Raw genomic sequence first — 21,727 nt, 5'->3', positions numbered from 1 at the left:
AAGGCAGGACTGTGGCGGCCGTCGTTTACCCCCACCCCTAACCCCTCCCCGCAAGGGGGAGGGGGACTTTGCGGCAGCGTTGCGACGCGCCGGCATAGTTTTTTCTGGGTGAAACGGCAGTGCCAGCGTCTCCCTCCTCCTTGCGGGGAGGGGACAGGGGTGGGGGTCCGACACCATAGGCGACGCCTCAGCTGTCGGCACCGTCCCTTCGGGACACCTTCTCCCGTAAACGGGGAGAAGGAACGCCGCTACTGCCGCCGCGCTCCACCAGGAACCTGTGGCCGCCGTCGCCTGCGCGTACTGTCTCGATCAACAGATGGCCAGTCTCGGCGCAGAAGGCGGGAATGTCGATCGCGGCGAGCGGATCGGTCGTTTCCAGCCACAGCCGCCGTCCGGGTGGCATGGCCGCCAGCCGCTTGCGCGCCTTCAGGACCGGCAGCGGGCAGTTCAGCCCCTTGAGATCGTAGACGGCATGGCCGTCGTCCGTGGAAACGGGCAAGGCGGCGGGCTCAGCCGCCGAACATGCCGAACAGGCGCTTTTTCATCTTCGACATCACGCCGCCGTCGTCCGCTGCCGTCTGGGTGACGGCTTCCGGCGCCGGCGCGGGCGCGACGATGGTCGCCGTCGACTCGGGCTGTGCGGTCTTCGCGGCCTTGGCTTCGGCAAGACGCTGCTTCTCGGCTTCCTTCGCGGCCTTTGCCGCGGCGACGGCTGCGGTTTTTTCTTCCTCGGCCTTCTGCTTGGCCGCCTTCTCGGCGTCGATGGCCGCCATCTTGCGGCCGAGCGGCGAATCGATGCGTCCCATGCGGGACGTCTCGGTGACTGAGCCGTCCGAATTCAACGATGGCGGCTCGATCGGCACGCGCTCGCCGCGCGCCCGGCGCTTCGACCAGTCGGCGACGATCGCGGCTTCCTTGGTGCCGAGGATGGAGGCTTTCGGCGCCGGCTTGGCGCCGCCGAGTGCGGCGTTGAAGGCGGCATCGTATTTGCTCTGGTATTCGGTGTAGGCGACCTTCAGCGCATCCGGCTGGGTCGTCGTGGGGCAGGCGCCGGCCGGGCTGAATGCCTGGCCGTCGGCCGCGACCTGGTTGAAGACGTAGCGCTTCTCGCAGACATCGACCTTCGGCGGCACCTTGGTGATCTCGAAATTGTCGTAGCCGACCTTCAGCATCTTCCAGAAATTGTAGTTCGGGTCGTTGCGGTAGCGTGCCATGTTGGCCGCGGTCATCCGGAACGGGAAGGCCTCGATCTGGATTTCCTTCTGGCCGCCGCGGAAAGCGTCACGGCCGAATGCGTAGATCTCCTCGATCTGCGGATCGGTCATGGAGTAGCAGCCCGACGAGGAGCAGGCGCCGTGAACCATCAGGTTCGCGCCGGTGCGGCCGTTGACCTTGTCGTAGGCGTTCGGGAAGCCGATGTTGAAGGAGAGATGATAGCTCGACTTCGGATTCATCTGCGCGGGACGGACCGTGTAGAAGCCTTCCGGCGCCTGGCGGTCGCCCTCGGTGTATTTGGGGCCGAGCTTGCCCGACCATTTGCAGATCGGATAGGTGGCGATGATGTCGTAGCGGCCGTTGCGCTTCTGTTTCCAGATCTCGACGGTGTTCTCTTCCTTGAAGATGCGCGCCATGATCGGCGCGCCCTTGTCCATGTCCTTGGCGCGCATGGAGGCGAGGATTTTCTGCGGCAGTTCGCGGTTGGCGTATTGCGGTGCGAAGTCCTTGACCGAGGATTCGGTGCAGCCGGCGATGCCGAGCGCTGCAATCAACATTCCGGTACGGGCGAGCTTGGTGAGCATGACCAAAGGTTTCGTCTGTTTTTCTTGCGCGGCCGGGTTGCAGGCGTCCGACCGCAGGCTGTCTCGACCCTAAAGTCGTTAACCTTGAGATTTCATTACCACAAAGGGCCGCCAGATGCCTCTTTCAGCCGAAAGCAAAGGCATTTTTGTGGCGGAAACGCCGCGGGGCGGCCATAATTCGCCCCGAGTGAGCGTGGTTTCCTAGAGATTACGCCCCATGGCGAGATATTTCTCGCGGCGCTGCTCGCGGAAATCGGCGTTGGAGGCGGCAAACTCCTTCAGCGTGCCGGCAACAAGGTCGCCGGTGGCGGCGATGACCGTCTCCGGTGCCCGGTGGGCGCCGCCGAGCGGCTCGGCGATGATGGCGTCGATCACCTTCATCTCCAGAAGGTCCTGCGCGGTGATCTTCATATTGGTGGCGGCGTCCTTCGAGCGCGTGGTGTCGCGCCACAGGATCGATGCCGCGCCCTCCGGCGAGATTACCGAATAGATCGCGTGCTCGAGCATGTAGACGCGATTGGCGGTGGCGATGGCGATGGCGCCCCCGGAGCCGCCCTCGCCGATGACCACCGAGATCGACGGCACTTTCAGCGCCAGGCAGGCGGAGGTCGAGCGGGCGATCGCCTCGGCCTGGCCGCGCTCTTCCGCGCCGACGCCCGGATAGGCGCCGGCCGTATCGACCAGGGTCACCACCGGAATCCCGAAGCGATCCGCCAGGTCCATGATGCGCACCGCCTTGCGGTAGCCTTCCGGCCGCACCGAGCCGAAATTGTGCCTGAGCCGGCTGGCCGTATCCGAGCCCTTTTCCTGTCCGATGACGGCCACCGGCTCGCCGCGGAAGCGGGCGAAGCCGCCGACGATAGCCTCGTCCTCGCCGAAATTGCGGTCGCCTGCCAGCGCGGTGAAATCGGTAAACAGGCCCTTGATGTAGTCGATGCAGTGCGGGCGGTCGGGATGGCGGGCCACCTGCACTTTCTGCCACGGCGTCAGCGCCTTGTAGACGTCGCGCAGGGCATCGCGCGAACGCTTCTCGAGGCGCGCGATCTCATCGCCGACATCGACGGACTCGCCATTGTCGGCGAGCTTCTTCAACTCGATGATCTTGCCTTCGAGGTCGGCGACCGGTTTTTCGAAATCGAGATAGTTGTACATTCGCGAGCGGACCAATGCGCCAGGGGGAAGGCGGTACGAGTGGCTGCACAAGGCTGAAGAAAGCGTTGCCAGCCGCGAAAACTTCGCCCTCACATAGCGGCAGCGCGCCTAGTCGGCAAGCGGGTGATGATCGTTGACCAGACGGACCAGCCGCTCCTCCAGCACATGCGTGTAGATCTGCGTGGTCGAAATGTCGGCATGGCCGAGCAATTGCTGGACGGCGCGCAGGTCGGCGCCGTTCTGCAGCAGGTGGCTGGCGAAGGCGTGGCGCAGGACATGCGGCGACACCTTCGCCGAGGCGATGCCGGCGCGGGCGGCCAGCGCCTTCAGGTCGCGCGCGAAGACCTGGCGCGGCAGATGGCCGCTTTCGGACGCAGCGGGGAAGAGGAACGGGCTTTCGGCCATCGCCGGCACAGTCTCGCGCGCGCCAAGCCATGCTTTCATCGCCGCGCGCGCCTTGGCCGAAAGCGGCACCATGCGTTCCTTGTTCCCCTTGCCGCGCACGATGAAGAAGCGCTCGTCGCGCAGCGCCACGGTCACCGGCAGTCCGACCAGTTCCGAAACGCGCAGGCCCGTCGCATAAAGAACCTCCACCAGAGCATGCAGGCGCAGCGCCGACACGCGCCCGCCGCTATCGCCTGCGGTCGTCGCTTCCACGGCCGCTCGGTCGAGCAGCCGCCCGGTCTCCTCCTCGCTCATGGTCTTCGGCAGCGGTCGCCCTTTGCGCGGACTGTCGAGCGTTCCGGTGGGGTCGTCCGCGCGCAGGCCCTCGGCGTAAAGGAACCTGAAGAACTGGCGCAGCGCCGACAGTTTGCGCGCCTGTGAGGTTGGCGCGAAGCCTTCGTCGGCGATTTCCGCCAGGCAGGCGCGCAGGTCGGCAGGGGACGCGTTCGCCAGCCCGCCGGATATACGGTTTGCCGCGTCCTCGAGGTCGCGGCGATAGCTGTCCAGCGTGTTCTGGGCCGCCCCACGCTCGGCGCTCATCATTTCCAGGAAGGCATCAATACGCGCCGCGCTGTTCATTGCTCGACCATTCCGGGTTCCGCTATTCCGGAGCCGGGCTTCCGGGCAGGGTCCAGCCGGTCCGGCGGGATTTTTACGGAGAGCTCCGTTTGCTTCGGCTCAACGAACATGACCAGCGCGAACATCGTGCCGTAGGCGAGGCCGGCGAGCACGGCGAGGATCAAGACGAAGCGGAACAGGGTCGGCATGATGGGGGCGGGATCCGTCGCGCTCTGCTCAAGGGGTGCGTGCCGTTATGGGACGGCCTTCCTCCTATTTCAAGGCCGGCCGGGACGGATGACGGGCCTGTCATGCTTGACGCAACGGGGCTTTTCATGTCGATACGCCGGCGAAAGGGAATTGCATGTCCGCTCGTTCCGCCAACGCGATGCCGCATGGTTACGCTGCGCTGCTTGCCGCGCTTGGCGCGCGCTCGGTCGTCTTCGTAGGGCTGATGGGCGCGGGCAAGACCGCCATCGGCCGCAAGGTCGCGGGCATGCTCGGCCTGCCCTTCATCGATTCCGACCACGAGATCGAGAGCGTCTCGCGCATGACCATTCCCGAGCTCTTCGAGCAGTATGGCGAGACCGAATTCCGGTCGCTGGAACAGCGCGTCATCCTGCGCCTGCTGGAGAACGGGCCGCAGGTACTGTCGACCGGCGGCGGGGCCTTCATGAATCCCCAGACGCAGGAAGCCGTCCACGCCCACGGCGTGTCGGTCTGGCTGAAGGCCGACCTCGACCTCCTGATGGAGCGTGTTTCCAAGAAGCAGAACAGGCCGCTGCTCAGGAACGACGACCCGCGCGGCGTGCTGGCGAGGCTGATGGACGAGCGCTATCCGGTCTATGCGAAGGCCGACATCACGGTGACGACCCGCGACGAACGCAAGGATGTGATCGCGGCCGAGACTGTCGAGGCGCTGGCACGTCATCTGGACCCGGCGGAGGCGCCGGTGGGGGAAGCACGGTCATGAGCGAGCCGGTCAGGATAGAGGTGGGTCTCGGCGCGCGCGCCTACGACATATTGATCGGTCCAGGGCTCTTGGAGCGCGCGGGCGAGGAAATCGCGGCGAGGCTGCCCGGCGCGCGGGTGGCGATCGTCACCGACGAGAACGTCGCGGCGGCGCAACTGCCGGTGCTGCAGACCGGGCTCGACAGGGCCGGCGTCGCGTCCGCCGTTGTCACCCTGCCGCCGGGCGAGAAGACCAAGAGCTTTTCCCATCTGCAGGAGGTGGTGGACGGCGTACTCGCGGCGAAGCTGGAGCGGCGCGACGCGGTGATCGCGCTGGGCGGCGGCGTCATCGGCGATCTTGCCGGCTTCGCCGCCGGCATCGTGCGGCGCGGCATGGACTTCATCCAGGCGCCGACGTCGCTGCTGGCGCAGGTCGATTCCTCCGTCGGCGGCAAGACGGGCATCAACAGCGCGCGCGGCAAGAACCTCGTCGGCGTCTTCCATCAGCCGAAGCTCGTGCTGGCGGACACCGCCGCGCTCGACACGCTGCCGCCGCGCGAATTCCGCGCCGGCTATGCCGAGGTGGCCAAATACGGGCTGATCGACCGGCAGGATTTCTTCGCCTGGCTGGAAGAGAACTGGCGCGAGGTGTTCTCCGGCGGTGCGGCCCGCATCGAGGCGATCGCGCAATCCTGCCGCGCCAAGGCGGACGTGGTGGCGCGCGACGAGTTCGAGACCGGCGACCGCGCGCTGCTCAATCTCGGCCACACCTTCGGCCATGCGCTGGAAGGCGCGGTCCAGTATGACGGGGCGCGGCTGGTGCATGGCGAAGCGGTGGCCATCGGCATGGCGTTGGCGCACAGGTTCTCGGCGCGTATGAACCTTGCCAGCCCCGACGACGCGGCGCGGGTCGAGGCGCATCTGAAGGCGGTCGGCCTGCCGTGGCGCCTGGCCGATGTGCCGGGCGGCCTGCCGGACGCCGAGGCGCTGTTGTCGTTCATCGCGCAGGACAAGAAGGTGAGCCGCGGCGCGCTGACCTTCATCCTGACGCGCGGCATCGGACAGGCGTTCATCGCCAGGGACGTGCCGGCATCGGAGGTGCTCTCCTTCCTGAAGGAGAACCATCCGGGCCTGAAGGAGAACCGTCCGGGATGAGCACGGCCGGCTGGATCGTCGCCGCGGTCCTGGCGGCGCTGGGGCTCCTGGCCGCTCTGCTGCGCGATCGACTGGCGAGGGCGATGGGTTATGTGCCGGTTGCGGCGGATCAAGCGGCGGCGAGCTTGCCGGGCGACGGCGAAGCGGCGCAGGCGACCGATGCGTCCACCGCGCAGGGCCGGCGTCTCGACGCGCTGTTCGAGCTGACCGAACTCAACGAGCTCGAAGTCTCGGATGTCATGGTCCACCGCACCAACATGCGCTCCGTCAATGCCGACCTGCCGTCCGAGACGGTGGTGCGCGAGATCCTGCAAAGCCCGCACACGCGCATGCCGCTCTGGCGAGGCTCGCTCGACAACATCATCGGCATCCTGCACGCCAAGGACCTGCTGCGCGCCCTCAACGAGGCGGGAAACGATTTTGCCCGGATCGATGTCGTCAAGATCGCCGCCAGGCCCTGGTTCGTGCCCGACACCACGACCTTGCAGGAGCAGCTCAACGCGTTCCTCAGGCGCAAGGCCCATATCGCCATCGTGGTCGACGAATATGGCGAGGTCGAGGGGCTGGTGACGCTGGAGGACATCATCGAGGAGATCGTCGGCGAAATCGCGGACGAGCACGACATCGACATGCAGGGCGTGCGCCAGGAAGCGGACGGCTCGGTGGTGGTGGATGGCACCGTGCCGATCCGCGACCTCAACCGCGCGCTGGGCTGGAGCCTTCCCGACGACGAGGCGACGACGATCGCGGGCCTGGTCATCCACGAGACGCGGTCCATCCCCGACGAGCGGCAGGCCTTCACCTTCCACGGCAAGCGCTTCGTGGTGATGAAGCGCGACAAGAACCGTATCGCGCGGCTGAGGATCAGGCCGGTGGTCGAGGGTCAGATCCGTATATGATGACCATGGTCATTGACCATGGTCATATTTTTTCGATATGATCGTGCGATGGAGGTGGCCATGACCGCACACGTGTCAAAATCGAAATTCAAGGCAAAGGCATTGGAGTATTTTCGCCAGATCGAAGCGAGCGGCGAACCCATCGTCATCACCGAGCACGGCAAGCCGAAACTGGAGGTGCGTCCCATCGCCGAAGATACGCGCGATCCGCTCGACATCCTGAAAGGATCGGTGCTGTGGTATGACGATCCATTCGGGCCGGCCGTCGACGAGGACGAATGGGAAGCGCTTCGGTGATCGTCATCGACACCCACATATTGTTGTGGTGGTTTTCCGGTGACGAAGCGCGCTTGAGCACACCTGCGCTCAGAGCCCTTGAAAGCGAGCGAGAGAAGGGAACCATCTTCGTGTCGTCAGCGACCGCGTGGGAGATCGCGGTTCTGACATCGAGAAAGAGGATCGGCCTTTCCAGCGATGTTTTCGAATGGCTCGAGACGGTTGGCCGCGCCGCCGCAATAAAATTCGTTCCGATCGACAATGAGATCGCAGTTCGAAGCACGCGACTCGGGGATGACTTTCACAAGGATCCCGGCGACAGATTTATCGTCGCCACCGCCCAGAAACTGGGCGCTCCACTCGTTACTGCCGACGAAAAGATAAGGCGCTATGCGGGCGTCGAAACGATCTGGTAGTCACCACCGGACTTTTTCGCCCGGCGCCGCCGGCTCGATGGCGAGCGCATGCAGGCCGGCCTTCAGTTCCGGCGTCAGAAGTTCGTTCACTGCGCGGTGGCGCTCGATACGGCTCATGCCGGCAAAGGCCGGCGCGACAATGCGGACGCGGAAATGCGTCTCGCCGGTGCCGTCGAATTCCTGTTCCTCGCCGTTCTCGAGATGATGATGGCCGGCATGGAGGTGGCTTTCGTTGACGACGGAAAGCCGCTCCGGTGAAAATGCTTCCGTCAGCTTCTTCTCGATCGTCGCCTGTATGGACATGGCAGGCCTCCTTCACCACATAGACGGCATTGTCCCACTATGGCCACACCGCCGGTCTTTAAGCCGCGATTCAGCGGTTAGGGCGATCATCGCCGAAATGTCAATTCTTGTTTCGCATCCGCGAACGCCCCATAAGTCGGGTTCAATGAAAGCCTATCCGAAATATTTCGAGAAGATTCGCATCCGGCCGGAAAAGGACGCCGAGCTGAAGTCGCATGCGCCGCTGTGCCAGTGGGACGGATGCCGCGAGCCTGGCACGCATCGCGCGCCGGTCGGCCGGATGAAGGAAGGCGAGTATTTCCGATTCTGCTTCGAGCACGTGAAGGAATACAACAAGAGCTTCAACTATTTTTCCGGACTGGCGGATACCGATGTCGCGCGCTTCCAGAAGGAGGCGCTGACCGGCCACCGGCCGACCTGGAAGATGGGGACGGCCGGCGGAGCGCGCTTCTCGCCCGACTTCGCGCAATCGCGCTCGGGCCGCGCCGGCTACTATCGCAGCGTGCGCGATCCCTTCAACTTGTTCAACGAGGGTCGCGCGAGCACGCCGCCGCGCGAGCGCAAGGCGCGCCCGCTTGAGGCCAAGGCGCTGGAAACGCTTGGCCTTGATACAAAGGCGACTGGCGCCGAGATCAAGGCGCGCTATAAGCAGCTTGTAAAGCGCCACCATCCCGACTCGAATGGCGGCGACAGAGGTTCGGAAGACCGGTTCCGCGATGTGCTGCAGGCCTATCGCGTGCTGAAGCAGGCGGGGCTTTGCTGACAAGGCTCCGGCGCCTTTTCCCGCTTTCTTATGCCGGGAAAAGGTTCTAAGACCGCCCCCGGACGGACAGGATTGCCGGCGAGGCCGAGCGCTTCGCCCGTGGAGACGTTGAGACGCATGAACAAGGTCGATCGAGACATGGCCAACCTGCCCGACACGACGGTGTCGGTGAAGGACACATTCGGCTTCGAATCCAAGATGGTGGTGCCCGCCTATTCGGAGGCGACCGAGCACGTGCCGGACGTCGACCCGGACTATTTGTTCGACCAGGCCACCACACAGGCGATTCTCGCCGGCTTCGCCTATAACCGCCGCGTCATGGTGTCCGGCTATCACGGCACCGGCAAGTCGACCCATATCGAGCAGGTCGCGGCGCGGTTGAACTGGCCCTGCGTGCGCGTCAACCTCGACAGTCATGTCAGCCGCATCGACCTCGTCGGCAAGGACGCCATCGTGCTGCAGGACGGCCAGCAGGTGACCGAGTTCCGCGACGGCATCCTGCCCTGGGCCTACCAGCACAATGTCGCGCTGTGCTTTGACGAATACGACGCCGGCCGGCCCGACGTGATGTTCGTCATCCAGCGCGTGCTGGAATCATCGGGTCGCCTGACGCTGCTCGACCAGAGCCGCGTCATCCGCCCACACCCGGCCTTCCGCCTGTTCGCGACCGCCAACACGGTCGGCCTCGGCGACACGACCGGTCTCTATCACGGCACGCAGCAGATCAACCAGGCGCAGATGGACCGCTGGTCGATCGTCACGACGCTGAACTACCTGCCGCACGACAATGAAGTGAACATCGTCCTGGCCAAGGCCAAGCACTATCGCAACGCGGAGGGCAGGGACATCGTCAACAAGATGGTACGCGTCGCCGACATGACGCGTTCGGCCTTCATCAACGGCGACCTTTCCACCGTCATGAGCCCGCGCACGGTCATCACCTGGGCCGAGAACGCCGAGATCTTCGGCTCGATCGGCATGGCGTTCCGGCTGACCTTCCTCAACAAGTGCGACGAGCTGGAGCGGCCGGTGGTGGCCGAATTCTACCAGCGCGCCTTTGGCGAGGACCTGCCCGAAAGCGCTGCCAACGTGGTGCTGGGATAAGATAGGGCCCCGATGCCCGGACCCGGCGACAACACGCGCAACAAGCCGAAGAACGGCTCGGACACCGACGTCTTCAAGCGCTCGATGACCGTCACCATGCGCGCCATCGCCGGCGACAAGGAACTCGAGGTCGGCTTCGCCAAGGACCGTCCGGCGCTGGCCGGCAGCCGGGCGCGCTTACCGGAACTCCCCAAGAAGCCGTCGCGCAGCGATGTCGCGGTGACGCGGGGACTCGGCGATTCCATGGCCCTCAAGCGCGCCTGCCACGACCAGCGCGTCCACATGAAACTGGCGCCGGAAGGCAAGCAGGCCCGTGCCATCTTCGATGCCGTCGAGCAGGCTCGCGTCGAGGCGATCGGCTCGCGCATGATGTCGGGCGTCGCCGACAACATCTCCTCCATGCTGGAGGACAAATACGCCAGGGCCAATCTCGCCGACGTCAAGGACCGTGGCGACGCGCCGCTGGAGGAAGCGCTGGCGCTGGTGGTGCGCGAGAAGCTGACCGGCCGCGCGGTGCCGAAGAGCGGCGAGCGGATGGTCGAGCTGTGGCGCTCCTGGATCGAGGAGAAGGCCGGCGCCGATCTCGACGGCCTGGCCGACAAGCTTTCCGACCAGCAGGCCTTCGCGCGCGTCGTGCGCGAGATGCTGGCCTCCATGGATATGGCCGAGGAACTCGGCGACGACCAGGAGAGCGAGGACACCGAGGACGACCAGGACAACCAGCCGCAGGGCGAGGAGCAGAGCGAGGAAGGCGGCGAGGACGATTCCTCCGGCGAGGACACGCAGACCGAAGACGCCGAGGCTTCCGAAGACGAGCAGGAGGGTGCCGAAGCCGAGGCGACCGAGGCGACGTCCGAGGACCTTGCCGAGGAAGAGGCCGATGCCGAGACGCCCGGCGAGGCCAAGCGCAAGGACAATCCGTTCGATTCCCTGTCGAAGGACATCGATTACAAGGTCTACACCACGCAGTTCGACGAGACCGTCGGCGCTGAGGAGCTCTGCGACGAGGAAGAACTCGACCGGCTGCGCGCCTTCCTCGACAAGCAGCTCGCCAATCTCTCGGGCGTGGTCGGGCGGCTCGCCAACCGCCTTCAGAGACGCCTGATGGCGCAGCAGAACCGGTCCTGGGACTTCGACCTCGAAGAAGGTTATCTCGACCCGGCGCGACTGGTACGCGTGGTCATCGACCCGATGCAGCCGTTGTCCTTCAAGCAGGAGCGCGACACCAAGTTCCGCGATACGGTGGTGACGCTTGTGCTCGACAATTCCGGCTCGATGCGCGGCCGCCCGATCACGGTGGCCGCCACCTGCGCCGACATCCTGGCGCGCACGCTGGAGCGCTGCGGCGTCTCGGTGGAAATCCTCGGCTTCACCACCCGCGCCTGGAAGGGCGGGCAGGCGCGCGAGAAGTGGCTGAAGGACGGCAAGCCCGCCAGCCCCGGCCGGCTGAACGACCTTCGCCACATCGTCTACAAATCGGCCGATGCGCCGTGGCGGCGTGCGCGGCGTAATCTCGGCCTGATGATGCGCGAGGGGCTGCTCAAGGAGAACATCGACGGCGAGGCGCTGCTTTGGGCGCATCACCGGCTGATCGGCCGGCCCGAGCAGCGCAAGATCCTGATGATGATCTCGGACGGCGCGCCGGTCGACGATTCGACGCTGTCGGTCAATCCGGGCAACTATCTGGAACGGCACCTGCGCGCCGTCATCGACCTGATCGAGACCCGTTCGCCGGTCGAACTGCTGGCCATCGGCATCGGACACGACGTGACGCGCTACTATCGCCGCGCCGTCACCATCGTCGACGCCGAGGAACTCGCCGGCGCCATGACGGAGCAGCTCGCCTCGCTGTTCGGCGAGGAAAGCGCGCGTGGATCGCGCGGCGCGGGGCTGCGGCGCGCCGGATGAGGCTGGCGCCATCCGAGGCAATCGGCAGCCTTCGCCGGTTCGTCACGGCACTGTCCCTGACGCTGGCGCTTCCAGCCTTCGCCGCCGACCGTCCCGCCGTCGAGCCGATCGACGTCACTGTGCGCCGGATCGACAGCTTCCGCCCCGCCCATCCGGACGAGAAGCGGTTCGGCGCGCTCGAATTCGTCGGCGGGCTGGAGCTGTCCGGGCCTTCCTCCGATTTCGGTTCGTTCTCGGCGTTCCGCTTCCTGAAACCGGGCGGTGATTTCATCGGCGTCGCCGACACCGGCTTCTGGTTCTTCGGCACGGTGCAGCACGACGCGCAGGGACGGCCGAGCGGCGTCGCCGGCTTCCACATGCAGCGGATGATCGATGCGAACGGCCGGCCCGTCGAGGACAAACGGCATGGCGACGCCGAGGCGCTGGACGTGCGCGACGGCATCGCCACCGTCGGCTTCGAGCGCGATCACCGCATCGAGCAGTTCCGGATCGAGCCGGGAAACATGAAGGGGGCGTTCCGCCAGCTCGACTTTCTCGTGCCGAAGCGGGAGCTGCGGCAGAACCGCGGTTTCGAGACCGTGGTCCATGCGCCGCCGGACGGCCCGCTCGGCGGTACTCTGGTCGCCGTCTCGGAAAAGAGCATCGACCAGCATGGCAACATCTTCGGCGCGATCATCGAAGGCCCGCGCAAGGGCGTCTTCACGGTGAAGCGCACTGACGGTTTCGATATTTCGGACGGAACCTTCCTGCCGGACGGCGACCTGCTGCTTCTGGAGCGCAGCTATACCTTCCTGACCGGGGTGCGGCTGCGGCTGCGGCGCATCGCCGGGAAGGACATCGCCAAGGGCGCGGTGCTCGACGGGCCGGTGCTGATGCAGGCCGACATGAGCCAGCAGATCGACAATATGGAAGGCATCGACGCCTGGGTCCGCGAGGACGGGGCGGTGGTGGTGTCGCTCATCTCAGACGACAACCAGTCGATCCTGCAGCGCAATCTCTATCTGGAGTTCGTCCTGCACGCCGATTGAGTGGCGGCGCGGTTCAGGAGCGCCCTCAGGGCCTGCCTACCGGCTTTACGGCAATCCAGACGACATGGCGCGCGCCGCTTTTGCCGTTGGCGCGCACCTTGTTCTCCTCGACGGCGAAACCCGCGTTGCGAAGCCGCCGGGTGAAGCCGTGATCCGCGCCAGAGGACCAGACGGCGAGCACGCCGCCGGGCTCGAGCGCTGCCCGGGCTTCGCCAAGGCCAACCCTGCTATAGAGCCGGTCGTTGGCCGCGTGGACGATGCCTTCCGGCCCGTTGTCGACGTCGAGCAGGATCGCGTCCCATGCCGATTTCCGCGTGCGGATGACCTCGCCGACATCGGCTTGCCTGACGGTGACGCGCGGGTCGTCGAGGCAATTTCCGAACACATCCGCCATCGGCCCGCGCGCCCAGGCGACGACCGCCGGCACCAGCTCGGCCACCGTGACCCCGGCGTCATCGCCGAGGGCGGCGAGCGCGGCGCGCAGGGTGAATCCCATGCCCAGCCCACCGATCAGGATCTTCGGGTGCGCGCGACCGCGGATCCGTTCGCAGGCGAGCGTCGCCAGTGCCTGTTCGGAACCACTCAACCGGCTGTTCATCAGCTCGTTGGCGCCGAGCATGATGGAGAATTCGGCGCCGCGCCGTTTCAGCCGAAGCTCGCCGCTTCCGTCGGGAAGCGCGGCGCTGTCGAGGGCGATCCAGGGAATCACGTCGCGGGTTTCACGTGCCTGCCGGGACGGGGGCCGGCTGCATCCAGCGCGCGGCGATCAGGCGATAGGGGATGAGCGCGAAGACGGCGATGATCAGCTTCACCGAAAGGTCGCCGAAGGCCCACGAAATCCAGCGCATGGTCTCGACCGGAAACGCGCCCATCAGCGGGGCCTGCTCGAGCGCGAAGGAATCGCCCGGGCCGACGAAGGCGAAGGCGACCGAGAACGCGACGGAGAAGAACACCACCGTGTCGAACACCGAACCGACCAGCGTGCCGAAGATCGGCGCGCGCCACCAGCTCTGCCGGCGCAGCCAGTTGAACACGGTGACGTCGAGCAGCTGCGCGGTCAGGAAGGCCGCGCCGGACGCTGCAGCGATGCGCACCAGCCGGTTGGCGGCGATCTCGAACTCGATCAGGCCGGCTTTGAAGAGCAGCGGCGGGATAACGATGGAGCAGGCCACGGCCAGCGTAAAGCCGACGAAGACGATCCTGCGCGCGACGGCAGGCCCGTAGCGGCGATTGGCTAGGTCGGTGACCAGGAAGGCGAAGGGATAGGTGAAGGCGCCCCAAGTCAGGATGTCGGCCAGTGCGAGGCCGCCGACGCTTCCCTGCATGGGAAACTGGACCAGCACGTTTGAGGCGACTACGACGAGCGCCATGGCGGCCACGAAGGGCAGGTAACGGGAGAAGAAACTCATTTTTTTATCCTGGGTAATGGAACCAGTGGAGCGGCCGCTTGAGGTCGCCCGCGGTATCGGTCGCCTGATTGGGCGCCCGGTCAGGCGGCCGGCTGCTCGGCCTGCTTCTTGGCGATCTGCTTCTTCAGAAGGCGGGCGCGCTGGGACAGCGTCTTCTCGTCGGCCTTGGCCAGGAAAGCGTCGAGGCCGCCGCGATGCTCGACCGAGCGAAGCGCGTTGGCCGAGATGCGCAGGCGCACATTCTGGTTCAGCGCTTCTGAGATCAGCGTCACATTGACGAGATTCGGCAGGAAGCGACGCTTGGTCTTGTTGTTGGCATGGCTCACATTGTTGCCGGTCAGGACGGCCTTGCCGGTGAGTTCGCAAGCGCGGGACATTGTTCTACCCTTGGTTCTGTCTCTCGGCCAAACATCCCAATCCGCGCCTGGCGGCGCGCGGGATGCAATGCGGCCTTATGGAAAAGTTGGCGTTCCCATAGTGGCATTTGGCCGGGGCGTCAAGCGCAAGCTGTTCGCAGGATTTCTTACAAACGCCGGATTTGACGCCGAAGGACTGCGACAAGGGACATCATCCTGGATCAGCCGGAGCCGCTCCTGCAATGCCCCATCTGTACCTCGCCCGCCGCTCGCGCCTCTCCGTCTGCGCCCTTGGCCTTTGCGCGCTCGCTACGATGCTGTCCGGCACGGCCGCCGCGCCGGCGGCTGAGCCGAGTTCGTTTCGCGGCGAATACACGGTTTCCTATCTCGGCCTCTCGCTGGCGCGGGCGAGCTTTTCCAGCCGCTATGCCGACGGCGCCTATTCGATCGATGGCAGCGTCGCCAGCGCCGGCCTCGCCACGATCTTCGACGATACGCGCGGCACGCTGAAGGCGACCGGACGCATCGCCGGAGATCAACTGGTGCCGACGGCCTTCCGTGCCGACTACACGTCCGGCAAGAAGGCGTCGTTGGTGGACATCCGCTTCGCCGGCGGGCGGGTCGTTTCCACGAAAGTGCTGCCGCCGCCGAAGAAGCGCGGCAGGAACTGGTTCCCGCTCAGGGCAGGCGATCTGGCGGGCGTCGCCGATCCGATCGCCGCGACGGCGGTGCCGGCGCCGAGCCTCGACAAGGTCTGCGACAGGACCGTGAAGATGTATGACGGCGAGATGCGCGCCAACCTGGTGCTGAGCCCGGTCGAGAAGGGCACGATCGCGGTGACGGGCTACGAGGGTCCGACCGTCACCTGCCGCATGCAGTTCCAGCCGGTTTCCGGCTATCGCAAGGGCCGCAAGGCGCTGGAGTTCCTGAGGACCAAGAGCCGCATCGTCGTGACCTTTGCGCCGCTCGGAAGAACGGGCATATATGCGCCCATCCACGCCACGGTGGGCACGCAGATCGGCACGATCACCATCCACGCGCGGCGTTTCGAGGCAGGCTGAGGCGCGCGACGGCGCGCGTTCCACGGAGAGGACATGGCGCGCGCGACCCTGATCGGCTTCTCGGCGGTGGCGATGTGGGCGCTGCTGGCGCTCCTGACCGACGCATCGGGCTCGATGCCGCCGTTCGAGCTTTCGGCGATCTGCTTCGCCATCGGCACATGCGTCGGGCTTGCCGCCCGGATTTTTTCGCCGCCGCCGCCGGTGCGCGAGCGCATCCCGCCGCAGGTCTGGCTGATCGGCATCGCCGGCCTGTTCGGCTATCACTTCTTCTATTTCACCGCGCTGCGCAACGCGCCGGCGGTGGAAGCGAGCCTCATCGCCTATCTGTGGCCGCTGCTGATCGTGCTGGGCTCGGCGCTGATGCCGGGCGAGAAGCTGGCCTGGAACCATGTCGCCGGGGCGCTTCTCGGCCTCGCCGGCACGGTGCTGATCGTCACCAAGGGCGGCGGGCTGGCTTTTGACGCGCGCTACGGCTTCGGCTATGCGATGGCGGGCGTCTGCGCGCTCCTGTGGTCGTCCTATTCGCTGCTGTCGCGGCGCTTTCCCGAGGTGCCGACCACCGTCGTCACCTGGTTCTGCGCGGCGACTTCGCTCTTGTCGCTCGTCTGCCATCTGGCGCTCGAAGAGACCGTCTGGCCCGAGGGTGCCGTGCAATGGCTGGCGGTGCTCGGGCTCGGGCTGATGCCGGTGGGCGCGGCCTTCTATGCCTGGGACATCGGGGTCAAGCGCGGCAACATCCAGATCCTCGGCGCCGCCAGCTACGCCGCGCCGCTGCTGTCGACGCTGGTGCTGATCGCAGCCGGCTTCGCCGAGCCGAGCTGGCGCATCCTGGCGGCCTGCGTGCTGATTACTGGCGGCGCGGTGCTGGCGGCAAAGTCGATGCTGTTCGGACGGGACGCAAAAGCCTCGGCGGGAGCCGGGGCCTGATGCCGTTTCCCGGCGGCATCGAGGGAACGGCCAACGCGCTGCTGGTGTTCTCCGTCGTCGCCGCGCTGGTCCATGTCTTCGCCGTCGAAGCGGGCGGTTCAAGGCTGCTCAGGATTGCCGTCAGGACGCTGGCGCCGGCGCTGCTGGCTGCCTTGGTCGTCATACGCCACGGCCCGTTGCCGTGGGCTGCCGCGCTCGCGCTGTTCGCCGCCGGCAGCGCGATCTTCTGGGACGAGAGCTGGGAAGCGTTCCTTGCCAGATCGACCGGAGGAAAAGCGCCGCGCCCGCTGCCGTGGGCGGCCTGCTATGTCGTGCTGCTGGCGATCACGCTGGCGTTGCTTCTGGCCTGACGGCCGGTTCCCAGCCGGGCGGCGCCATCTCGAACGAGGCGAAATCGAAGCCGGGCGCCACCGTGCAGCCGACCAGCGTCCATTCGCCGAGGCTTTGCGCCATCTGCCAGCAATCCGCCGGCACCACCGCCTGCGGCCGCTGGCCGGCCGCGAGGTCGCAGCCCAGCACATGCTCGATAACCGGGCCGCCTTCCTCGTGAACGGAGAGTGCCAGTGGCGCGCCGGCATGGAAATGCCAGACCTCGGTGGCATCCCTGACGCGGTGCCAGGCCGAAACCTGGCCGCGCTCCAGCAGGAAATAGATGGCGGTGGAATGGCCGCGGCCGCCCTCGGGCGCATCGCGGAAGGTCTCGACATACCATCCGCCTTCCGGATGCGGCTTCATGTCGAGCGTCGCGACGATGCCGGCGGCGTCCATCGTCAGAAATTGTCCTTGCGGCGGCGGACTTCGGCGAACACTTCTTCGCTGGTGGCCTGCTCCATTCCGAGGAGCTTGCGGATCGCCGGATCCGACCAGCGCAGGAACGGGTTGGTGGCCAGTTCCTCCCCGATGGTGGTGGGCAGCGTCGCCTTGTCTTCGGCCCGCAGCGCTTCTATTTTTTTCGCTCGATCCTGCAGAACCTTGTTGTCGGGATCGACCGTCAGCGCGAAGCGGGCGTTGGCGAGCGTGTATTCGTGCCCGCAATAGACGGTGGTGTCCGGCGGCAGGTCGGAAAGCCGCTTCAGCGATTCGTACATGACCTCCGGCCCGCATTCGAGCAGGCGTCCGCATCCGAGCGCGAAAAGCGTGTCGGCCGCGAAGAGCACGCCGGACTGCGGCAGGTAGTAGGAGACGTGGCCGGCGGTATGGCCGGGCGTCTCGAGGACCTGGATCTCGTCATTGCCGAAGGCGATGGTCGAGCCTTCGCGCACCGTGTCGTCGATGCCGGGGATTTTGTCCTTCTCCGCATCAGGCCCGATGATCTTGAGGCCGAAGCGTTTCTTCAGCGCCAGATTGGCCTCGACATGGTCGGCGTGGTGGTGGGTGACGAGCAGGAGCTTCGGCGTCCAGCCGGTGCGCTCGATCGCCTCCAGGATGGGCTTTTCCTCGGGCGCGTCGACCAGCGCCACGTCGCCGGTCTCGGGATCGCGCATCAATATGCCGAAATTGTCCGAGCGGCACATGAACTGTTCGATCTCGACGGCCATCGGGCTACTCCTCTTGCATTCGGGTCGACAAGGCACAGATAGGGCGCATGGGCGTCGCTGTCACCCGGCAATGTCATTGCGGTGCGCCTTTGTTGAACTTCATCGGCATCGCGGATACCGTCCGGCCACCATGCATTCCGACATCGTCGACCTGCGCTCCTTCTATGCCACCACGCTCGGCCACCTGGCGGAGCGGGCGATCACGATGGCGCTGTCGTCGATCTGGGCGACCGTTCCCAACGAGCGGCTGGTAGGGTTGGGCTACACGCTGCCCTGGCTGGAGCGGTTCGGCACTGAGGCCGAACGGGTTTTCGCCTTCATGCCGGCCACCCAGGGCGCCGTGGTGTGGCCCGCAACCGGCCCGGCGGCGACCGCGCTGGTGTTCGACGAGGAACTGCCGCTGCACGACGCCTCGATCGACCGGATGCTGCTGGTGCATTCGCTGGAGCACGCGGAAAACCCGCGTGAGACGCTGAACGAGATCTGGCGCGTGCTGTCGCCGGCCGGGCGCGTCGTCATCGTCGTGCCGAACCGGCGCGGCGTGTGGGCGCGCTTCGAGCACACGCCTTTCGGCACCGGACGGCCTTATTCGCGCAGCCAGCTCAACGAATTGCTGCGGGAGGCCAATTTCACGCCGGCGCGGTGGGCGGACGCGTTGCATTTCCCGCCGTCGCGTCGCCGCTTCATGATGCGCCTGCACAATCTCCTGGAACGCGGCGGGCGGCGGTTGTGGCCGATCTTTTCCGGCGTCATCGCCGTGGAGGCGCAGAAGCGGCTTTACCAGGGCGTCCCGGTGGCGCAACGCGCCTCGCGCCGCGTCTTCGTGCCGGTTCTGTCGCCGCAGGGCGCGACTGGGCTCGGCATGCACGGCCGTGGCGAGGCTGAGGCACTGACGCGCGGAGCCGGCGGCGCATGAATACGCCTGAAGTCGCCGAGGTCCAGACCAGCAGCCTGAGGGACCAGCTCGCCGCGATCCGGTCCGGGCTTGCGGGCTCTCCCGTCACCAGACGGATCGTCTGGGCCTCGCTCGCCATCCTTGTCATCATCGGCGCCACGGCGTTCGGGCAGATCCTGCTCAACCGCTGGAACCAACCCTTCTACGATGCCATCCAACGGCGCGACCTTGCCGAGTTCCTGCATCAGTTGATGGTGTTCGCGGCGATCGCCGGCGGGCTGCTCGTCCTTAATATCGGCCAGCAATGGCTCAACCAGCGCATAAGGCTGCGCCTGCGCGAGGCGTTGACGGCGGACCTGATCGAGGAATGGATGCGGCCGAACCGGGCCTTCCGCCTTACCCATGCCGGTCCCATCGGCGTCAATCCGGACCAGCGCATGCAGCAGGACGCGGCGCATCTTTCCGATCTCACGACGGGGCTCGCCATCGGATTCGTGCAGGCGCTGATCCTGCTCGTCTCCTTCGTCGGCGTGCTGTGGTCACTGTCGTCCGGCTTCGTCTTCCATGTCGGCGGCCATGCCTTCGCCATCCCCGGCTACATGGTCTGGGCGGCCTTCCTCTATGCGGGTCTCGCCTCGCTGATCAGCTGGGCGGTGGGCCGGCCGCTGATCCAGCTCAACAGCGACCGCTACACGCGCGAAGCGGAGCTGCGGCACTCGATGGTGCGCGTCAACGACCATATCGACGCCATCGCGCTGGCGCGCGGCGAGCCGGACGAGAAGAAGCGGCTCAATCTCGACCTCGGCGAGACGCTGAAGGCGATGATGCGCATCTACGCCGCGCAGATCAATCTGGCCTGGGTGACCGATACCTATGGCTGGATCACCGTGGTCGCGCCGATCCTGGTGGCGGCGCCCGTCTATTTCGCCGGCGACATCACCTTCGGTGGATTGATGATGGCGGTCGGCGCGTTCAACCAGGTGCATTCCTCGCTCAAATGGTTCGTCAACAACATCGGCTCCATTGCCGACTGGCGCGCGACGCTGATGCGCGTCGCCGATTTCCGCATGGCGCTGACCGAAAGCGATGCGTTGCATGGCGGCGAAGATCGCATCGATATCGCCGGGAACGACGACGACACGATGAGTTTCTCCGACCTGGAGATCAAGTCGCCGGACGGCTGCACGCGGCTGGCCGAAGACGAAACGGTGATCAGGAAGGGCGAGCACGTGCTGTTGACGGGCGACCCGGGCACCGGCAAGACGCTGTTCTTCCGGGCTTTGGCCGGCCTGTGGCCCTGGGGCAGCGGCCGCATCGGCATGCCGAAGGGCGAGGCGCCGGCCTTCATTCCGCGCACGCCCTACTTCCCGCCCGGCACCTTGCGCGAGGCCCTGTCGGGAGCCGGCGCGTCGCATCGGGACGATACGGCGCTGGAGGGTACGCTCAAGGCGATCGGGCTCGACCATCTCGCCGGCTCGCTCGACCGCAGCGCGCGCTGGGAGCATGAATTGAACGACGACGAGGCGCGTCTTCTCGCCTTCGCCCGGATTTCGCTGCACAAACCGGATTGGATGATCGTCGACGAGGCGCTCGATACGTTCGACGGCGCCACGCTCAAGCGGGTGCTCGACCTGTTGGAAAAGGAACTGCCAGACGCGACGATCATCAATATCGGCCGTGGCCAGCACAATTATGATTTCTTCCCGCGCGCCCTGAAAATCGTCAAGCACGAGGGCGGCGCGCCGCTGAAACCGGCGCGGGTCAGGGCCGGGGCGCTGGAACCGCCGCCGGCGACGCCGCGAAAGGAGAAGCGGAAATAGGGTTGCCCCTTCTGTTCACGCCCCGTCTGCGGGAGCGGCCTTGCCGATATCCTCCATCTCGTAGGGCGTGGTCTGGTAGACCTGGTTGATCCAGTTGCCGAACAGGAGATGGGCGTGCGAGCGCCAGCGGTTGAGCGGGCGGCTGGCCGGGTTGTCGCCGGGATAGTATTCGTGCGGCACGGCGATCGGCACGCCGGCCTCGACGTCGCGGTCGTATTCCTCCTTCAGCGAGGTGGAATCGTATTCGATGTGGTTGAACATATAGAGCCGGTTGCCGGTCTTCTCAGCCAGCATGCAGGGGCCGGTAACGTCGGATTCCATCAGCAGTTCCAGCCCGGAGCCGGCCGGTATGTCGGCGGCGCGCACCTCGGTCCAGCGCGAGACCGGAACGGCGAAATCGTCCGAGAAGCCGGCCAGGTAGGGCGAGGCGGGCGCATTGTTGCGGTGGCGGTAGACGCCGAAAGCCTTCTTCTCCAGCGTGTGCTTGGGCACCGCGTGGAAGTGCCATGCGGCCGCCATGGCGCCCCAGCAGATGAAGAAGGAGGAATGGACGTTGGTGGTGGTCCAGTCGAGGATGCGGGTCAGCTCGTCCCAGTAGGTGACCTCCTCGAACGGCAGCAGTTCGATCGGCGCGCCGGTGACGATGAAGCCGTCGAACTTGCGATCCTTCACCTCATCCCAGGTCTGGTAGAAGGCGATCAGGTGCTCCTCCGACGTGTTCTTGGCCTTGTGGTTGCCTATGCGCACCAGCGTCAGCTCGACCTGCAGCGGCGAGGCACCGATCAGCCGGGCGAACTGCGTCTCGGTGCGGATCTTGTTGGGCATCAGGTTGAGCAGGGCGATCTGCAGGGGCCTTATGTCCTGCCGCCGCGCCGTCTTCTCGTCCATGATCGCCACGCCCTCGCGGGCCAGCACTTCGCGCGCGGGAAGCTGATCGGGAATCTTAATCGGCATGGCTATCGGCA

At 66.0% G+C, this 21,727-nt stretch carries 25 protein-coding genes and 1 pseudogene; 14 read left to right on the top strand and 12 right to left on the bottom strand.

The window, feature by feature from the left end:
• Positions 1–187 precede the first annotated feature (187 nt).
• The 5 genes and pseudogenes from ABMA46_RS01095 to ABMA46_RS01075 all read right to left on the bottom strand — a co-directional run.
• Complete coding sequence (locus ABMA46_RS01095) at positions 188–499, bottom strand: sulfurtransferase TusA family protein (protein WP_348997440.1); 312 nt, start codon at positions 497–499, stop codon at positions 188–190.
• Between the two features lie 10 nt (positions 500–509).
• Positions 510–1,799 (bottom strand): L,D-transpeptidase family protein, encoded by a 1,290-nt coding sequence (locus tag ABMA46_RS01090; protein WP_348997439.1) that lies wholly within the window; start codon positions 1,797–1,799, stop codon positions 510–512.
• A 201-nt stretch (positions 1,800–2,000) separates the two neighbouring features.
• Positions 2,001–2,951 (bottom strand): acetyl-CoA carboxylase carboxyltransferase subunit alpha, encoded by a 951-nt coding sequence (locus tag ABMA46_RS01085; protein WP_348997438.1) that lies wholly within the window; start codon positions 2,949–2,951, stop codon positions 2,001–2,003.
• A gap of 108 nt (positions 2,952–3,059) precedes the next feature.
• Positions 3,060–3,974, bottom strand: a complete 915-nt coding sequence (locus ABMA46_RS01080; protein ID WP_348997437.1) for a site-specific tyrosine recombinase XerD — start codon at positions 3,972–3,974, stop codon at positions 3,060–3,062.
• Between the two features lie 41 nt (positions 3,975–4,015).
• Positions 4,016–4,162: pseudogene (locus ABMA46_RS01075) on the bottom strand (histidine kinase); the annotation flags it as partial.
• 155 nt (positions 4,163–4,317) lie between these two features.
• Here ABMA46_RS01075 and ABMA46_RS01070 point away from each other — a divergent pair.
• Genes ABMA46_RS01070 through ABMA46_RS01050 form a run of 5 tightly spaced genes read left to right on the top strand, consistent with a single transcriptional unit; the run spans position 4,318 to position 7,650 of the window.
• Positions 4,318–4,926, top strand: a complete 609-nt coding sequence (locus ABMA46_RS01070; RefSeq protein ID WP_348997435.1) for a shikimate kinase — start codon at positions 4,318–4,320, stop codon at positions 4,924–4,926.
• On the top strand, positions 4,923–6,059 hold the full coding sequence (aroB, locus tag ABMA46_RS01065) for a 3-dehydroquinate synthase (RefSeq protein ID WP_348997434.1): 1,137 nt from the start codon (positions 4,923–4,925) through the stop codon (positions 6,057–6,059). Before ABMA46_RS01070 ends, aroB begins: the two co-directional genes overlap by 4 nt.
• Positions 6,056–6,958 (top strand): transporter associated domain-containing protein, encoded by a 903-nt coding sequence (locus ABMA46_RS01060; protein ID WP_348997433.1) that lies wholly within the window; start codon positions 6,056–6,058, stop codon positions 6,956–6,958. The genes aroB and ABMA46_RS01060 overlap by 4 nt, the downstream gene beginning before the upstream one ends.
• Positions 6,959–7,018: 60 nt before the next feature.
• Positions 7,019–7,255 (top strand): type II toxin-antitoxin system Phd/YefM family antitoxin, encoded by a 237-nt coding sequence (locus tag ABMA46_RS01055; protein ID WP_348997432.1) that lies wholly within the window; start codon positions 7,019–7,021, stop codon positions 7,253–7,255.
• Complete coding sequence (locus ABMA46_RS01050) at positions 7,252–7,650, top strand: type II toxin-antitoxin system VapC family toxin (protein ID WP_348997431.1); 399 nt, start codon at positions 7,252–7,254, stop codon at positions 7,648–7,650. Before ABMA46_RS01055 ends, ABMA46_RS01050 begins: the two co-directional genes overlap by 4 nt.
• On the opposite strand, the gene ABMA46_RS01045 is transcribed toward ABMA46_RS01050, so the two are convergent.
• Entirely contained in the window at positions 7,651–7,953 is a 303-nt protein-coding gene (locus ABMA46_RS01045; RefSeq protein WP_348997430.1) for a BolA family protein, read from the bottom strand.
• A gap of 145 nt (positions 7,954–8,098) precedes the next feature.
• Between ABMA46_RS01045 and ABMA46_RS01040 the strand changes: the two genes are divergently transcribed.
• From ABMA46_RS01040 to ABMA46_RS01025, 4 genes are all read left to right on the top strand, one after another.
• Positions 8,099–8,716 carry a J domain-containing protein gene (locus ABMA46_RS01040; RefSeq protein ID WP_348997429.1) on the top strand — a complete coding sequence of 206 codons (618 nt, stop codon included), beginning with the start codon at positions 8,099–8,101 and terminating at the stop codon, positions 8,714–8,716.
• 117 nt (positions 8,717–8,833) lie between these two features.
• Positions 8,834–9,820: a cobaltochelatase subunit CobS gene (cobS, locus tag ABMA46_RS01035; RefSeq protein WP_348997428.1), complete on the top strand. Its 987-nt coding sequence runs from the start codon at positions 8,834–8,836 to the stop codon at positions 9,818–9,820.
• A gap of 12 nt (positions 9,821–9,832) precedes the next feature.
• A complete protein-coding gene (cobT, locus tag ABMA46_RS01030; protein ID WP_348997427.1) occupies positions 9,833–11,728 on the top strand; it encodes a cobaltochelatase subunit CobT in 1,896 nt (631 codons plus the stop codon).
• Entirely contained in the window at positions 11,725–12,756 is a 1,032-nt protein-coding gene (locus ABMA46_RS01025) for an esterase-like activity of phytase family protein (RefSeq protein WP_348997426.1), read from the top strand. The genes cobT and ABMA46_RS01025 overlap by 4 nt, the downstream gene beginning before the upstream one ends.
• A 25-nt stretch (positions 12,757–12,781) precedes the next feature.
• On the opposite strand, the gene ABMA46_RS01020 is transcribed toward ABMA46_RS01025, so the two are convergent.
• The 3 genes from ABMA46_RS01020 to rpmB all read right to left on the bottom strand — a co-directional run bounded on the left by ABMA46_RS01020 (position 12,782) and on the right by rpmB (position 14,542).
• Positions 12,782–13,465 carry a polyamine aminopropyltransferase gene (locus tag ABMA46_RS01020; protein WP_348997425.1) on the bottom strand — a complete coding sequence of 228 codons (684 nt, stop codon included), beginning with the start codon at positions 13,463–13,465 and terminating at the stop codon, positions 12,782–12,784.
• Positions 13,466–13,475: 10 nt separating this feature from the next.
• Positions 13,476–14,165 (bottom strand): queuosine precursor transporter, encoded by a 690-nt coding sequence (locus tag ABMA46_RS01015; protein ID WP_348997424.1) that lies wholly within the window; start codon positions 14,163–14,165, stop codon positions 13,476–13,478.
• A gap of 80 nt (positions 14,166–14,245) precedes the next feature.
• Positions 14,246–14,542 (bottom strand): 50S ribosomal protein L28, encoded by a 297-nt coding sequence (rpmB, locus tag ABMA46_RS01010; RefSeq protein ID WP_348997423.1) that lies wholly within the window; start codon positions 14,540–14,542, stop codon positions 14,246–14,248.
• A 293-nt stretch (positions 14,543–14,835) separates the two neighbouring features.
• On the opposite strand from rpmB, the gene ABMA46_RS01005 reads away from it, so the two are divergent.
• From ABMA46_RS01005 to ABMA46_RS00995, 3 genes are read left to right on the top strand one after another with little or no spacing between them, the layout of a single operon-like run.
• Complete coding sequence (locus tag ABMA46_RS01005; RefSeq protein ID WP_348997908.1) at positions 14,836–15,582, top strand: DUF3108 domain-containing protein; 747 nt, start codon at positions 14,836–14,838, stop codon at positions 15,580–15,582.
• A gap of 33 nt (positions 15,583–15,615) precedes the next feature.
• Positions 15,616–16,509 carry an aromatic amino acid exporter YddG gene (yddG, locus tag ABMA46_RS01000; protein ID WP_348997422.1) on the top strand — a complete coding sequence of 298 codons (894 nt, stop codon included), beginning with the start codon at positions 15,616–15,618 and terminating at the stop codon, positions 16,507–16,509.
• Entirely contained in the window at positions 16,509–16,859 is a 351-nt protein-coding gene (locus ABMA46_RS00995) for a hypothetical protein (protein ID WP_348997421.1), read from the top strand. The genes yddG and ABMA46_RS00995 overlap by 1 nt, the downstream gene beginning before the upstream one ends.
• Here the strand turns inward: ABMA46_RS00995 and ABMA46_RS00990 are convergent.
• Together ABMA46_RS00990 and gloB are read right to left on the bottom strand one after the other, a co-directional pair.
• Positions 16,834–17,277, bottom strand: a complete 444-nt coding sequence (locus ABMA46_RS00990) for a cupin domain-containing protein (RefSeq protein ID WP_348997420.1) — start codon at positions 17,275–17,277, stop codon at positions 16,834–16,836. The two genes, ABMA46_RS00995 and ABMA46_RS00990, sit on opposite strands and share 26 nt — an antisense overlap.
• Before the next feature lie 2 nt (positions 17,278–17,279).
• Positions 17,280–18,047 (bottom strand): hydroxyacylglutathione hydrolase, encoded by a 768-nt coding sequence (gene gloB / locus ABMA46_RS00985; RefSeq protein WP_348997419.1) that lies wholly within the window; start codon positions 18,045–18,047, stop codon positions 17,280–17,282.
• A gap of 130 nt (positions 18,048–18,177) precedes the next feature.
• On the opposite strand from gloB, the gene ABMA46_RS00980 reads away from it, so the two are divergent.
• Both ABMA46_RS00980 and ABMA46_RS00975 read left to right on the top strand, forming a co-directional pair.
• Complete coding sequence (locus ABMA46_RS00980; RefSeq protein ID WP_348997418.1) at positions 18,178–18,963, top strand: class I SAM-dependent methyltransferase; 786 nt, start codon at positions 18,178–18,180, stop codon at positions 18,961–18,963.
• Positions 18,960–20,762 (top strand): ABC transporter ATP-binding protein/permease, encoded by a 1,803-nt coding sequence (locus ABMA46_RS00975; RefSeq protein ID WP_348997417.1) that lies wholly within the window; start codon positions 18,960–18,962, stop codon positions 20,760–20,762. Before ABMA46_RS00980 ends, ABMA46_RS00975 begins: the two co-directional genes overlap by 4 nt.
• 15 nt (positions 20,763–20,777) lie before the next feature.
• Here ABMA46_RS00975 and metA read toward each other — a convergent pair whose 3' ends face one another.
• Positions 20,778–21,716 (bottom strand): homoserine O-acetyltransferase MetA, encoded by a 939-nt coding sequence (metA, locus tag ABMA46_RS00970; protein WP_348997416.1) that lies wholly within the window; start codon positions 21,714–21,716, stop codon positions 20,778–20,780.
• Positions 21,717–21,727: the final 11 nt, after the last annotated feature.

Origin of the sequence: Mesorhizobium hunchu (assembly GCF_040081975.1) — a bacterium.
In the GTDB taxonomy this organism is placed as follows: Bacteria; Pseudomonadota; Alphaproteobacteria; order Rhizobiales; family Rhizobiaceae; genus Mesorhizobium; species Mesorhizobium hunchu.
Note: the sequence above shows the minus strand (reverse complement) of the source record. Positions and strands in the feature narration are given on the sequence as shown.